The sequence below is a fragment of the Streptomyces sp. L-9-10 genome (genome assembly GCF_004151105.1).
In the GTDB taxonomy this organism is placed as follows: Bacteria; Actinomycetota; Actinomycetes; order Streptomycetales; family Streptomycetaceae; genus Streptomyces.
On record NZ_PHRF01000034.1, the window covers coordinates 54,504 to 67,212 of the forward strand.

Below are 12,709 nucleotides of genomic sequence, written 5' to 3' on the forward strand. Positions count from 1 at the left end.
GCAGCACATGAGCGACGACGATCAGCAGTATCGGTACGGCCAGGGTGGGTACGGGGACCGGGGCCAGGGGCAGGACCGGGGCCAGGGCCAGGGATCGTACGGGGACCAGAGCCGTGACCAGGTCCAGTACGACCAGTACGGCCGCCCGCAGCAGCCGTCCTACGGCGCGAACGGGGCGTACCAGGACCCGAACGCCTCGCAGGGCTGGGCCGAGCCCCAGTACCGGCCGCAGGCCCATGAGGAGCCGCCCACGCAGACGTGGCAGGGCCAGACCTGGGACACCCAGTACCAGCCGCACGTCCAGCCGCAGGGCCAGCAGCCGCACGTCCGGCCACCGGGCCAGTACCACCCCTCGCAGCAGGGCCAGGCCCCCGGGTACCAGCAGCACCAGCAGCAGCCTCAGCAGGCCGCTGCCGCCGCCGACACGGCGTATCTGCCGCCGCAGGGCGCCTATCCGCTGCCTCCGGAGATGCCGTCGGAGGCGTCGTCGGGCGTGCCATCGGGGGTTCCATCGCCCGCCTCGGCGCCGTACGCGCCCCCTCAGGGTCCCTTCGCCACCGCTCCCGGGGCCACGCCTCCCGGTTCCGCCGACGGCTACAGCGCGCCGACCACCATGGGCAACGCCCGCATCACCGACGCCCAGCGCGCCCGTGCCGAGGGCCGCTCGCCGATCATCCCGCCGGGCATCCAGCCCGCCGGGCTGACCGCCCTGCTAGGCCTGCTGCTGGCCGGCGGCGCGGCGATCGGGCCGTACGCGCTGCTCGTCCCGCTCGTCCTGCTCCAGGCCGTCACGGCGGCCGGCTGGTTCCGGCTGAACGGGATGTGGCCGGCCAGGCAGGGCATCGCGCTCGCCTTCCTCGGCGGGCTCACCTCCGATGTCGTCCTGCTCGTGGCGGGCAGGGAGAACGCCCCCGCCGCGATCATCGGCACGCTCGGTGTGTGGGTGCTGCTGGTCGTCGTCCTGCAACTGCGCAGCCGCGCGAGCGCCGACGAGCGGATGACGGGCCTGATGGCCACCGTCGCCTCGGCCGCGCTCGCCATCCTCGCCACCGGCCACCTGGCGGCCGCGCCGGACGCGGTGGCCGTCGGCGGGGTCGCGGTCGCCGCGGCCACCGTGGCCCGCGCCCTTCCGCTGCCGGGGTTCGTCTCCGTCGTGGTGGCCCTGCTGGCCGGCGCGGGCGCCGGGATCGTGGCGGGCGGGATGACGGACCTGGGCAGCCAGGGCGCGCTGCTGGGGCTCGGCGCGGGGGTCTGCGCGCTGGTCGGGCTGCGCGCGGCGAGCTACGACTACCCGTCCCGTTTCGTGCACATGACCGCAGGAGTGGCGCTGCCGCTCACGGCCGCCGCCCCCGCCGTCTACCTGCTGGGCCGCGTGCTGGCCTGAGCCCGGCCCGCCCCTGGGCCCGGCCGCTCAGGGGCCTGACCGCCTGGGCCCGACGGGGCCCGAGTGGCGCGTGACGCACGGCCGGGCGGGGCACGGCGGGGAACTGTACGGCCGCGCCGGACGTCGATCAGTCCGACAAGCGGCCCATCCGACTGGCGTTACGCTCACGGTCGTCAGGGGGCAGAACCGATCAAGGTGGGGGTCACCGAACCATGCGCGCACTGCGAATACTGCTGATATTCGTCGTGATCTTCGGCGGGCTGTTCGTCGCCGCGGACCGGGCGGCGGTGTACTTCGCCGAGAGCGAGGTCGCGGACCGCGTCAGATCGAGCGCGGGGCTGAGCTCTCAGCCCGATGTCTCGATCAAGGGCTTCCCGTTCCTGACCCAGGTCCTCGGCACCTCGCTCGACGAGGTCGAGATCAGCCTCGACGGTGTCAACGCCACGGCCGACGGCCACGCGGTCCGGGTGACCCGGGTCAAGGCGGAGCTGAAGGACGTCAAGATCGACAGCAGTTTCTCGTCGGCCGTGGCAGGGCAGGCCACCGGCTCGGCGCGCATCTCGTACGCGGACCTCGCCAAGTCGGCGCCGAAGGGCGCGACCGTCGGCTATGCCGGGGCCGAGCGGGCGGCGAAGGGGCAGGTCAAGCTCTCGGGGTCGCTGACGGACGTGCTGGCGGGCGCGGGCATCGAGATCCCGGACACTGTCAAGGCCCTGCTGGGCACCCGGAGCGTCACGGCGTACAGCACGGTGACGCTGGACGGCGGTGACACGGTCCGGCTGAAGGCCGCGTCCCTTCCCGAGCTGCCCGTGCCCGGCATGGACGAGCAGGTGCGTGACGTGGTCGATTACGACCTCAAGATCGACGGACTGCCGTCGACCGTCAAGCTCGACCAGGTGACGGCGGCCGAGGACGGTCTGCACTTCTCCGGCGCCGGGACGGACATCTCCCTCACCGGCTGACCGCGCACCGGCTGACCGCGCATCGACCGAGAGCGCGGCGGCCGGGGGCGCGGCGGCCGGGGGCGCGGCGGCCGGGGGCGGTACGGCGTACCGCGAGCGGCGGGTTAGCGGGCTCCGGACGGCGGGTAACCGGATGGTGAGACATCGGCGTCCGCTCCTCAGATGACAGCGGGACGCCCACCCCCGGCCGGTCGGCGGACACCGCCCCGACCATAGGGTTGTCTCGCTTTTTGGACGATCGAGTCTCAGCATGTGACACGCCGGTGACATGTCCGCCGGGACGTCCCTACGATCGGACGTATGAAGCAACAGGCGGACTTCACGAAGCGGCGGGCAGTCGACCTGTGCCGCGTCGCCGCCATGCTCTGTCGCACCGTCTGAGCGGGACATTCGCGTCCGCTTCCCGCCGGGCCCTTCGAGTCTCTCAGGGCCACCCGCGCGCCGTACGCAGGCTCGGGCTCCGTACCCGGAAGCCGTGGCGGCAGCCGCGCCCCCCACACCTCGCAGCACCCCGCCGCACACTGCCCCGGAGGAGAACAGCATGAGCCGCAGCGACGTCCTGGTAGACGCCGACTGGGTCGAGGCCCACATCGACGACCCGAAGGTGGTCATCGTCGAGGTCGACGAGGACACCTCGGCCTACGACAAGAACCACATCAAGAACGCTGTCAGGATCGACTGGAAGAAGGACCTCCAGGACCCGGTCCGCCGTGACTTCGTCGACCAGGAGGGCTTCGAGAAGCTCCTGTCGGCCAAGGGCATCGCCAACGACGACACCGTCATCCTCTACGGCGGCAACAACAACTGGTTCGCGTCCTACGCCTACTGGTACTTCAAGCTGTACGGGCACGACTCCGTGAAGCTCCTCGACGGCGGCCGCAAGAAGTGGGAGCTGGACTCCCGCGACCTGGTCGACGCCGTCCCGACGCGCGCCGCCACCACGTACAAGGCCAAGGCCCAGAACACCTCGATCCGCGCCTTCCGTGACGACGCGGTCGCCGCGATCGGCACGCAGAACCTGGTCGACGTGCGCTCGCCCGACGAGTTCAGCGGCAAGCTGCTCGCTCCGGCGCACCTCCCGCAGGAGCAGTCGCAGCGTCCGGGTCACATCCCGACCGCGCGCAACATCCCGTGGTCCAAGAACGCCAACGACGACGGCACCTTCAAGTCGGACGACGAGCTCAAGGAGCTGTACGCCGAGGAGCAGGTCGACCTGACCAAGGACACCGTCGCCTACTGCCGTATCGGCGAGCGCTCCGCGCTCACCTGGTTCGTGCTGCACGAGCTGCTCGGTGTCGAGAACGTCAAGAACTACGACGGCTCGTGGACCGAGTACGGCTCGCTCGTCGGTGTGCCGATCGAGCTCGGCGCCAACAAGTAATCACGCCCCGACCCGGAGGACTGAACAGTATGTGTGGAGCACAGGCCGGCGGCCCCGACGCTTCGACGATCAAGCCCGGCGAGACCACCATCCAGGGTTCCGTGACCCGTGACGGCGAGCCCGTCACCGGTTACGTGCGCCTGCTGGACTCGACCGGAGAGTTCACCGCGGAGGTCCCGACTTCGGCGACCGGCCAGTTCCGCTTCTACGCTGCCGAGGGCACATGGACGCTGCGCGCCCTCGTGCCGGGCGCGACGGCCGACCGTACGGTCGTCGCGCAGACCGGGGGCCTCTCCGAGGTCGCGATCGCGGTCTGAGCTCCTCTTTTCCGACAGGGAGGGCCCGCACCCCAGGGGTGCGGGCCCTCCCTGTCGGACGTGCCGTACGGCAGGCCGATCCAGGCATCCCCGGGCATTCCCGGTCGTACACTGAACATATGTACGCGCGACGCCGTCGTCGGTACTTTCTGCTCATGGGCGGATGCCTGGTCCTCTTCGTCTCCGCCTGGACCTTCGTGCGCGACTGGTCGGTACCGGCCGCCGTCGGCCTCTGTCTCGTGGCGATGCTCATCCCGCCGATGGCCGCGATCGTGGGCAACACCAAGGACAGGACCGACCACTGGTGGGACGATCCCCCGGAGGGCGAGCCGTCCGAGTCCGAGAAGTGGCTGGACGAGCTGGACCACAGAACGCGCCACGGGAAGGACCACGAGCGCTCCGAGGAGCAGCGCGTGGCGGAGCAGGGGCGCGAAGTGGAGCGGGGGCAGGGCGGGAGACCGGCCGGGAAGCCGCCACCGGGCGCCCGTGCCCGCGGATCACGCCGTCAGTAGCCCACCTCTGAAGCCCACCTCTGCCCCCCCGGGCCCCGATCCCGCCGCCCGCCGTCAGTAGACGAGTGCCTGCACGCCGTCCGCCATGATCTCGCTGACGAAGACCTGCGCCCCGGCGATCCGTACGCCGTCGAGCACGTCCTTCTCCGTGATGTCCCGCCGGGCGGCGCACTGCGTGCACAGCGTGATCAGGCCCGCCGACTGGATCGACTCGATGAGCTCGGGCAGCGGCGCGGAGTGCGGCAGCTCGAACTCCGCCGCCCGTCCGGGCAGCGCGAACCAGGCGGATTCTCCTGTCAGCCACAGGGAGACCTCCACCCCGCTGGCCACGGCGACCGCCGCCACCGTGAAGGCCTGGGAGCAGCGCTCGGGGGCGTCGGCCCCGGCGGTCACCTTGATCACGAGCTTCTTCGCGGAGTGCATACGCCGAACTGTAATCCGCGCGGAGACGAGCACTCCCTCGTCACCCCGGGTGTGCCCGAGTACCTCGCGGTACCCCGGAGTACCTCGCCGAGAGGGCCTGGCCACCACCCATTAGGCTGGGGCCCGGCCCTTACCGCCCATTCGCTCATCCGAGGAGCACTCCGTGCTTGAGGCTTTCTTCACTTCCCTGCTGGTCCTCGTCTGCGTCGGGGTGCTCGCCTTCACCGTTCTGGCCGTGAAGAAGCTGTACCAGGGTCAGCGCTGACGCCTCGCGCCGGTCGCCGCACATCGCTCACCCCGTACTCACCCCTACAGATCGCCTGAGCCGCTCATGATCGAGATCCCGTCCGACCTGCACCCGGACCTTGTTCCCCTCGCCTTCCTCCTCGGCAACTGGGAGGGCGTCGGCGTCTTCGACTTCCCCGGTGACGAGAAGGCCAACTTCGGCCAGGAGGTCACCTTCAGCCACGACGGCCGGGACTTCGTCGAGTACGTCTCGCACACCTGGGCGCTCGACGACGAGGGCAAGAAGATCAGGCCGATCGAGTCCGAGGCCGGCTACTGGCGGATCGACAAGGACCGCAAGGTCGAGGTCGTGATGGTCAGGGACCAGGGTGTGGTGGAGGTCTGGTACGGCGAGCTGGCCGACCAGAAGCCGCAGATCGACCTGGTGACCGACGCGGTGGCCCGTACGGCGGCCTCCGGGCCCTACAGCGGTGGCAAGCGGCTGTACGGCTATGTGAAGGGCGACCTGATGTGGGTGGGCGAGAAGTCCACCCCCGAGGTGCCGCTGCGCCCGTACATGTCGGCGCATCTGAAGAAGGTCGTGTCCCCGGACCAGGTCGAGGCATGGGCCAAGGACCTCGGCGACCTCCCGGACGACGGCATCGCCTTCTTCAAGTAGAGCCGCCTCCGCCAGCCGTCGCCGCCAAGCTGTCCGCCAAGCCGTCTCCGCCAAGTAGAGCCGCCTCCACACCGCGCCTGCCTACACTGGGGGCGTGGTGAGCACCGACTGGAAGAGCGATCTGCGGCAGCGTGGGTACCGGCTGACCCCTCAACGCCAGCTTGTCCTCGAAGCTGTCGACTCCCTGGAACACGCGACACCCGACGACATCCTGTGCGAGGTGCGCAGGACCGCCTCCGGCGTGAACATCTCCACCGTCTACCGGACGCTGGAGCTGCTGGAGGAGCTGGGCCTCGTCTCGCACGCCCATCTCGGGCACGGCGCTCCCACGTACCACCTCGCCGACCGGCACCACCACATCCACCTGGTCTGCCGCGACTGCACGCATGTCATCGAGGCGGATGTCGAGGTCGCCGCGGAGTTCACCGCCAAGCTGCGCGAGGACTTCGGGTTCACGACGGACATGAAGCACTTCGCGATCTTCGGCCGGTGCCGCAACTGCGCCGCCCGGACCGCGAACGGCGAGTCGTAGGCTGAGGAGTATGAAGAGCCCTCTGCTGTCCCTGCCCGGAGCCGTCGCCGCCGAAGGACAGGACGAAGGTGTCGCCGCCCACTACGGTGACCTGTTCCGCGAGCAACGTGCCCTCGCCGACGGCACCGGGCTGGTGGACCTCTCGCACCGCGGAGTCGTCACCGTCACCGGGGACGACCGGCTGAGCTGGCTGCATCTGCTGCTCACCCAGCATGTCAGCGAGCTGCCCGTGGGCCGGGCCACCGAGGCGCTGATCCTCTCCCCGAACGGCCATATCGAGCACGCGCTGTATCTCGTGGACGACGGCGAGACGGTCTGGGCGCATGTCGAGCCCGGCACGCGGGAGGCGCTGATCGCCTACCTGGAGTCGATGAAGTTCTTCTACCGGGTCGAGGTCGCGGACCGTACGGACGACATCGCGGTCGTCCATCTGCCGGCGGGCTCCATCGCCGAGGCGCCCGAGGGCGTGGCCGTACGGGAGACCCCGTACGGCCGGGATCTGTTCCTGCCCCGCGCCGGCCTGGAGTCGTACGCCGCCGCGCACGGCCCCGTCGCCGGGATCCTCGCCTACGAGGCGCTGCGCGTCGAAGGGCACCGGCCGCGCCTCGGCTTCGAGACCGACCACCGCACCATCCCGCACGAGGTGGGGCTGATCGGTACGGCCGTGCATCTCGACAAGGGCTGCTACCGGGGCCAGGAGACCGTGGCCCGCGTCCAGAACCTGGGAAAGCCGCCGCGCCGGCTGGTCTTCCTGCACCTGGACGGCAGCGAGGTCCATCTGCCGGGGCACGGTACGCCGGTCCGGCTCGCCGCGGACGGCGCCGAGGGGCGTCAGCTGGGCTTCATCACCACCTCCGCCCGCCATCACGAGCTGGGGCCCATCGCGCTGGCCCTGATCAAGCGCAATGTGCCGCTGGACGCGGAGCTGCTGGCCGGGGACACGGCGGCGGCGCAGGAGACGGTGGTCGAGGCGTAGCGGGTCCTTCCGCCGGATCCCCGCGCGCCGCCGGGCTCTCCCGGCGCCGCACCCCGCGCCTCACATGTCCAGCAGCACCGTGAACGGGCCGTGATTCGTGAGCGAGACCCGCATCTCCGCTCCGAACCGGCCCGTTTCCACCGTCGCGCCCAGCGCGCGCAGCTGTGCCACCACCTCGTCCACCAGCGGTTCGGCCACCGGGCCGGGCGCCGCCGCGTTCCAGGTGGGGCGGCGGCCCTTCCGGGCGTCCCCGTAGAGAGTGAACTGCGAGATCACCAGGAGCGGGGCGTTCACCTCTGAACAGGACTTCTCGCCCTCCAGCATCCGTATCGACCAGAGCTTGCGGGCCAGCCGTTCCGCCTGCTCCACGGTGTCCTCGTGGGTGACTCCCACCAGCACACACAAGCCCTCACCGATGATCTCGCCGACGGTTTCCGGCCCGGACTCCGTGACGGCCACGACGCTCGCGCCGTCGACTCTCTGCACCACTGCACGCATGCGGACCAACCTATCGGGGGCCGAACGGGTGCAGAGTGCCCGCGCGCCCGGCCGTGGGAGTGGCACGATGCACGGAGGCGGTGCGTTCTGCGTACCTGTCGAGGGATGGGGGTTCCCAGCGGATCGGGGCAGGGGTCTCTCCAGCGGAGTGAGGGGAAGTACGCGCGATGAGCACATCTGGCGCCGGGCAGCCGCCCGGTCCCGTACCGACGACCCGTACGACCACCGGGACGGGCAGCGGACCGGCCACCGGTCCGGGCGCGGACCACGGTCCGGGAGCGGCGGGACCGGGAGCGGGCCCGGGGGGCGGGGGGCCCCGGCCGCCCGTGCAGCGGACCGGCGGTGAGGGCACGCTGCCCGCGCCCCGGCCGTACGACTTCGGTGTGCTGCGGCTGCCCGAACTGCGCGCGCTGCGCCGTGACTCGCAGCGCGACGAGGCCGATCTGAGCTATCTGCGGCGGCTGCTCCAGGGCCGGATCGACATCCTGCGGGCCGAGCTGGCCCGCCGTACCGCCCCGGAGACGCCCGTGGTCGACCGGTTGTCGGAGATCCTGGCCGACTCCCCTTCGCGGCACCGCTCGTCCGCCCGCCACGTCACGCTCTCCACACCGCGCAGCGAGGAGTACCGCCTGCTGGCCGCCGAGACGCTCGCCGAGGTGGAGCTGTCGGACCTGGCGGCGCGTACCGACGAGGAGTTGCATACGGCGATGGGGCGGCTGGTCCGCAACGAGCAGCAGCTCTCGCGCCGCCGCCATCAGTTGCAGCGGACTGCGGACGACTGCAGCGCGGAGATCGCCCGCAGGTACCGTGAGGGTGAAGCCCAGGTGGACGACCTGCTGACGTAGTGATTCCGTGTGGTTCCGGCTGATTTCGTGTCGATCCTCACCGTCCCGCACCGTTCCGGCCGTCCGCTGATCACTGTTGAGGTGATCACGGTCGATACGTGCGGATCCGTACGGGTCCCCGCGGATGACCGCGAATCACCGCCGGACCGCGCGAGCGGGTACCCCAGCCCCCGGAAGGCCGATGATGTCCTCCAGTTCCCACGCCATATCCCCGGCCGTGCCGCCGGTTCTCGCCGAGGTCGTACGCTCCGGCTTCGTCGAGGGCAGTCACCGGGGAACGCTGGTGCTGCTGGCGGCGGACGGCACCGTCGAGCTGGAGCTCGGTGACCCCGAGGCCCCGGTCTTCCCCCGCTCCAGCAACAAGCCGATGCAGGCCGCGGCCGTGCTGCGGGCCGGGGTGGAGCTGTCCGGGGAACGGCTGGCGCTGGCGGCGGCGAGCCACTCGGGCGAGGGGTTCCATCTCGACCTCGTCCGTACGATGCTCGCCGAGCACGGACTGACGGCCGACGATCTGCGGACGCCGCCGGATCTGCCGGTCGACCGCGTCGAGGCGGAGGCGTATCTCGCCGGTGGCGGGGCGCGGGACCCGATCGTCATGAACTGTTCGGGCAAGCACACGGCGATGCTGGCGGCCTGCGTACGCAACGGCTGGCCGACGGAGAGCTATCTGGACCCGGAGCATCCGTTGCAGAAGCTCGTCCGGGCGGTGATCGAGGAGACGGCGGCCGAGCGGGTTTCCACGATCGGTACGGACGGCTGCGGCGCCCCGCTGATGGCGATCAGCCTCACCGGTCTCGCCCGCGCCTTCCGTCACTTCGTACTGGCCGCCCCGGGTTCCGCCGAGCGGCGGGTGGCGGACGCGATGCGCGCCCACCCCGAGTACGTCGGGGGGACGCGCAGATCCGACACCTGGCTGATGGCGGAGATACCCGGCACGCTCGCCAAGACGGGCGCGGAGGCGGTCCAGGCGGTGGCGCTGCCGGACGGCCGCGCGCTGGCCTTCAAGATCGACGACGGCGGGGCCAGGGCGCTGGGGCCCGTGCTGGCGCGGGCGCTCCAACTGCTGGGCGTGGAGGCCGAGGTGCTGGGCCGGATCGGACGGGCGCCGCTGCTGGGCGGCGGCGTGGAGGTCGGCGCGGTGCGCGCGGCGTTCTGAGACCGCCGGGGCAGGCCGCGGTGTTGTGAGATCTCCGGGGTCGGCCGCGGCGTTGTGAGATCCGGGGCCGGCCGTGGCGGTCTGAGATCTCCGGGGCCGGGGAGCCGGCGGAAACCGGGGTGCGGCGGGCCACCCGGACCGCTTAGCGTGACGGCCATGAGCCTTGACGTCCGTACGGTCACCGAATCCGAGCTCCCCGACTGGCTGCGGGCCGTCGACACCGGGTTCCTCCGGCCGCCGCGCGTCCCGGACGAGTACGTGGCGGACAAGCTCTCCCACTTCGATCTGACCCGTACGCGGGGGGTCTTCGACGACGGGCGCTGCGTCGCCACCTTCCGGTCCTTCGAGCAGGGGCTCACGGTCGTCGGCGGCGCGGTGCTTCCCGCAGACGCGGTCACCAACGTGACCGTGTCGCCCACCCACCGCCGGCGCGGGCTGCTCGGCCGGATGATGGCCGCCGACCTGGCGGCGGCGAAGGAGCGCGGGGACGCCGTCGCCACGCTGATCGCCGCCGAGTACCCGATCTACGGACGGTACGGGTTCGGCCACGCCACCTCGATCACCGAGTGGGCGATCGAGGTGGCGCGTACGGGACTCGACCCGCGGTGGTCGGGGCCGGGCGACGGCGGCAGGATCGACCTGATCGACCTCACGGACGTACGGAAGACCGGCCCGGAGCTGCATGAGCGCTTCCGGGTGCGGCAGCCCGGCGCGGTCAGCCGTGACGGCCAGTGGTGGCGCGCCAACACCGGCCAGGCGGCGAGCACCCAGCCGTGGACGGAGCCCTTCAACGCGGTGTACCGCTCGGCGGCCGGTGAGGTCGAGGGCCTGGTCACCTACGCCAGTGACGAGCACTGGGACGACACCAAGCAGCCACTGAACACCGTGTCGGTGCGGAAGCTGATCGCGCTGACCCCGGCGGCGGAGAGCGCGCTGTGGCGCTTCGTCTGCTCGATCGACTGGGTCACCACGGTCAGGACGGGGCACCGCGCCCCGGACGATCTGCTGACCCGGTTCCTCCCGGACCCCCGCGCGGCGCGGATCGTGACGCAGGCGGACTTCCTGTGGGTGCGGATACTCGACACCGTACGGGCCCTGGAGGCGCGTACGTACGCCGTGCCGGCCACGCTGACGCTGGAGATCCACGACACGGACGGACTGGCGGGCGGGCGCTTCCGGCTGGAGGGGACGCCGGAGGGCGGGGTCTGTACCCCGACCACCGAGTCGCCGGACATCGCGCTGGATGTGCGGGAGTTGGGCGCGCTGTACCTGGGGGGCGAGTCCGCGGTGACGCTCGCGGCGCTCGGTCTGCTGACCGAGGAGCGGCCGGGGGCGGCGGCGGTCGCGGAGACGCTGTTCCGTACGGCGCGGCGCCCCTGGTGCCCGGACATCTTCTGACGCCGGGCGTCTTGTGATGCCGGATGCCGGGCGACTACTGACGCGGACGCCCCGCGGGATCATTCCGGGCCCGGACCTCACCCCGGGCCCGGATGCATGACCAGCAGGACCAGGACCACCGCGCCGATCCCCGCGCAGGTGCTGTTCCTTGACTTGATCCCGATACTGAGCAGGACGAGTGCGACGATCCCCATGGGGCCGAAGCGCCACTGGACCAGCTGCTCGAGTCCGAGGCCGAAGGTTGCGATGACGAGTGCGAGCAGAGGCATGGCGGTTGCTCCTTCGAAGGCGGAGAACTCGCGGCGGACTTGGTCCCAGTTGGTCGCCAACTATCAGCCAACTAAGGGAGTTGTCCCTCTGTGGCGCGATCCATAAACAACTTCGGATACAACTTCGCTGACAACTCCCACTGAATGGCAGGAAGTTGTAACGTGTTGGGGTGACGGGGTGACCTCAGAGACGGGGAGCGCTGCTGTGAACGGCATCGGGAAACCCACGTCGGAGGAGGTGGCCGAGGCTCTGCGCGCCCGTATCGAGTCGGGTGAGCTGGCCGCAGGTCAGCCCATACCGACGCAGAAGAGCCTGGTCGAGGCGTTCGGGGTGCAGCGCGGGGTGATCCGCCGTGCCCTGCGCAGCCTTCAGGAGGACGGGCTGCTGACCGAGGTCACCAGGGGCGCTCCGCCGCGTATCGCCGACCGTTCCGCCGAACCGGGCGTGGCGGGTGGGGCGGGCGTGACGGGTGCGGCGGGCACCGCGGGCGTCGGCGCCGATGAGACGCCCCAGGAGACCATGGTGGCGCTGCGGCCCCGGATCACTGAGGCGTTCCGGGCCGACCATGTACGGGTCGACGCCCTCTGTCTGACGGCCGAGTCCCTGAGCGCGGCTCTCGGGGAACAGCGGCTGCGGATCCAGGACCGTTCCGTCGCGCCGAGCAGCGTCACCGTCCGGGTGCTGCTGCCCAACCGGAACATCGAGCTGGCCTTCCCGCGCTCGGTCAGCACCGCCGACACCCACCCCGACGAGGGCGATCTCGTGCATCAGCGCTGGCTCCAGCAGCGCAACTCGCATGGCACGGTGCTGAGCGACCATCTGGTGGGGATGCGCTCGGCGGGCATCGACGTGGACGTACGGTTCAGGGCGCTGCCCTTCACTCCGGCCGTCAAGCTGTATGTGCTCAACGGTACGGAGGCGCTGCTCGCGTACTACAAGGTCATGGTGCGCGAGGCCGAGATCGGGCGGACGTCCGTGGAGATGTATGACGCGCTGGGGGACAAGTCGCCGCTGTTCTCCTTCGTGTCGGGGGAGACACGACTGCGACGGGACGAGGCGTTCGTGGCGGAGTCGCAGGCATGGTTCGACGCCCTCTGGGACACGATCGCCACGGATCTCGCGCTGGGCTGATGCCGGGCGCCGACTGCCTG

15 protein-coding genes are annotated in these 12,709 nt (G+C 71.0%); 12 read left to right on the forward strand and 3 right to left on the reverse strand.

Going from position 1 to position 12,709, the window contains the following annotated elements; genetic code table 11:
* Positions 1–7: 7 nt before the first annotated feature.
* From CU044_RS09110 to CU044_RS40165, 5 genes are all read left to right on the forward strand, one after another.
* On the forward strand, positions 8–1,384 hold the full coding sequence (locus tag CU044_RS09110) for a hypothetical protein (protein ID WP_129767971.1): 1,377 nt from the start codon (positions 8–10) through the stop codon (positions 1,382–1,384).
* A gap of 212 nt (positions 1,385–1,596) precedes the next feature.
* The gene (locus CU044_RS09115) at positions 1,597–2,346 is read left to right on the forward strand and encodes a DUF2993 domain-containing protein (RefSeq protein ID WP_193563914.1); all 750 of its coding nucleotides are present in this window, start codon (positions 1,597–1,599) and stop codon (positions 2,344–2,346) included.
* Positions 2,347–2,887: 541 nt separating this feature from the next.
* On the forward strand, positions 2,888–3,727 hold the full coding sequence (locus CU044_RS09120) for a sulfurtransferase (RefSeq protein WP_129767972.1): 840 nt from the start codon (positions 2,888–2,890) through the stop codon (positions 3,725–3,727).
* A 29-nt stretch (positions 3,728–3,756) separates the two neighbouring features.
* On the forward strand, positions 3,757–4,044 hold the full coding sequence (locus CU044_RS09125; protein WP_030353448.1) for a DUF1416 domain-containing protein: 288 nt from the start codon (positions 3,757–3,759) through the stop codon (positions 4,042–4,044).
* On the forward strand, positions 3,951–4,556 hold the full coding sequence (locus tag CU044_RS40165) for a DUF3099 domain-containing protein (RefSeq protein ID WP_129767973.1): 606 nt from the start codon (positions 3,951–3,953) through the stop codon (positions 4,554–4,556). Before CU044_RS09125 ends, CU044_RS40165 begins: the two co-directional genes overlap by 94 nt.
* A gap of 54 nt (positions 4,557–4,610) precedes the next feature.
* On the opposite strand, the gene CU044_RS09135 is transcribed toward CU044_RS40165, so the two are convergent.
* Positions 4,611–4,979, reverse strand: a complete 369-nt coding sequence (locus tag CU044_RS09135; protein ID WP_129767974.1) for a DsrE family protein — start codon at positions 4,977–4,979, stop codon at positions 4,611–4,613.
* 331 nt (positions 4,980–5,310) lie between these two features.
* Between CU044_RS09135 and CU044_RS09140 the strand changes: the two genes are divergently transcribed.
* The 3 genes from CU044_RS09140 to CU044_RS09150 all read left to right on the forward strand — a co-directional run bounded on the left by CU044_RS09140 (position 5,311) and on the right by CU044_RS09150 (position 7,391).
* Complete coding sequence (locus tag CU044_RS09140; protein ID WP_129767975.1) at positions 5,311–5,883, forward strand: FABP family protein; 573 nt, start codon at positions 5,311–5,313, stop codon at positions 5,881–5,883.
* A 94-nt stretch (positions 5,884–5,977) separates the two neighbouring features.
* Complete coding sequence (locus CU044_RS09145; RefSeq protein WP_129767976.1) at positions 5,978–6,415, forward strand: transcriptional repressor; 438 nt, start codon at positions 5,978–5,980, stop codon at positions 6,413–6,415.
* Between the two features lie 10 nt (positions 6,416–6,425).
* Positions 6,426–7,391, forward strand: a complete 966-nt coding sequence (locus tag CU044_RS09150; protein ID WP_129767977.1) for a folate-binding protein YgfZ — start codon at positions 6,426–6,428, stop codon at positions 7,389–7,391.
* Between the two features lie 60 nt (positions 7,392–7,451).
* On the opposite strand, the gene dtd is transcribed toward CU044_RS09150, so the two are convergent.
* Entirely contained in the window at positions 7,452–7,889 is a 438-nt protein-coding gene (dtd, locus tag CU044_RS09155) for a D-aminoacyl-tRNA deacylase (RefSeq protein WP_129767978.1), read from the reverse strand.
* Positions 7,890–8,056: 167 nt separating this feature from the next.
* Here dtd and CU044_RS09160 point away from each other — a divergent pair, with 167 nt between their 5' ends.
* The 3 genes from CU044_RS09160 (at position 8,057) to CU044_RS09170 (ending at position 11,288) form a co-directional block, all read left to right on the forward strand.
* A complete protein-coding gene (locus tag CU044_RS09160; protein WP_129767979.1) occupies positions 8,057–8,734 on the forward strand; it encodes an ABC transporter substrate-binding protein in 678 nt (225 codons plus the stop codon).
* 181 nt (positions 8,735–8,915) lie between these two features.
* Entirely contained in the window at positions 8,916–9,890 is a 975-nt protein-coding gene (locus CU044_RS09165) for an asparaginase (protein WP_129767980.1), read from the forward strand.
* A 156-nt stretch (positions 9,891–10,046) separates the two neighbouring features.
* Entirely contained in the window at positions 10,047–11,288 is a 1,242-nt protein-coding gene (locus CU044_RS09170) for a GNAT family N-acetyltransferase (RefSeq protein ID WP_129767981.1), read from the forward strand.
* A gap of 77 nt (positions 11,289–11,365) precedes the next feature.
* Here CU044_RS09170 and CU044_RS09175 read toward each other — a convergent pair whose 3' ends face one another.
* The gene (locus CU044_RS09175; RefSeq protein WP_129767982.1) at positions 11,366–11,557 is read right to left on the reverse strand and encodes a hypothetical protein; all 192 of its coding nucleotides are present in this window, start codon (positions 11,555–11,557) and stop codon (positions 11,366–11,368) included.
* A 205-nt stretch (positions 11,558–11,762) separates the two neighbouring features.
* Here CU044_RS09175 and CU044_RS09180 point away from each other — a divergent pair, with 205 nt between their 5' ends.
* Positions 11,763–12,689 (forward strand): GntR family transcriptional regulator, encoded by a 927-nt coding sequence (locus CU044_RS09180; protein ID WP_129767983.1) that lies wholly within the window; start codon positions 11,763–11,765, stop codon positions 12,687–12,689.
* The last annotated feature ends 20 nt before the right edge of the window (positions 12,690–12,709 follow it).

What these genes read in the sequence shown, in the direction of transcription:
- dtd (WP_129767978.1), bottom strand. Translation starts at nt 7,889, where the DNA reads ATGCGTGCAGTGGTGCAGAGAGTCGACGGCGCGAGCGTCGTGGCCGTC.
- CU044_RS09140 (WP_129767975.1), top strand. Translation starts at nt 5,311, where the DNA reads ATGATCGAGATCCCGTCCGACCTGCACCCGGACCTTGTTCCCCTCGCC.
- CU044_RS09170 (WP_129767981.1), top strand. Translation starts at nt 10,047, where the DNA reads ATGAGCCTTGACGTCCGTACGGTCACCGAATCCGAGCTCCCCGACTGG.
- CU044_RS40165 (WP_129767973.1), top strand. Translation starts at nt 3,951, where the DNA reads ATGGACGCTGCGCGCCCTCGTGCCGGGCGCGACGGCCGACCGTACGGT.
- CU044_RS09160 (WP_129767979.1), top strand. Translation starts at nt 8,057, where the DNA reads ATGAGCACATCTGGCGCCGGGCAGCCGCCCGGTCCCGTACCGACGACC.
- CU044_RS09135 (WP_129767974.1), bottom strand. Translation starts at nt 4,979, where the DNA reads ATGCACTCCGCGAAGAAGCTCGTGATCAAGGTGACCGCCGGGGCCGAC.
- CU044_RS09115 (WP_193563914.1), top strand. Translation starts at nt 1,597, where the DNA reads ATGCGCGCACTGCGAATACTGCTGATATTCGTCGTGATCTTCGGCGGG.
- CU044_RS09110 (WP_129767971.1), top strand. Translation starts at nt 8, where the DNA reads ATGAGCGACGACGATCAGCAGTATCGGTACGGCCAGGGTGGGTACGGG.
- CU044_RS09165 (WP_129767980.1), top strand. Translation starts at nt 8,916, where the DNA reads ATGATGTCCTCCAGTTCCCACGCCATATCCCCGGCCGTGCCGCCGGTT.
- CU044_RS09125 (WP_030353448.1), top strand. Translation starts at nt 3,757, where the DNA reads ATGTGTGGAGCACAGGCCGGCGGCCCCGACGCTTCGACGATCAAGCCC.
- CU044_RS09175 (WP_129767982.1), bottom strand. Translation starts at nt 11,557, where the DNA reads ATGCCTCTGCTCGCACTCGTCATCGCAACCTTCGGCCTCGGACTCGAG.
- CU044_RS09120 (WP_129767972.1), top strand. Translation starts at nt 2,888, where the DNA reads ATGAGCCGCAGCGACGTCCTGGTAGACGCCGACTGGGTCGAGGCCCAC.
- CU044_RS09150 (WP_129767977.1), top strand. Translation starts at nt 6,426, where the DNA reads ATGAAGAGCCCTCTGCTGTCCCTGCCCGGAGCCGTCGCCGCCGAAGGA.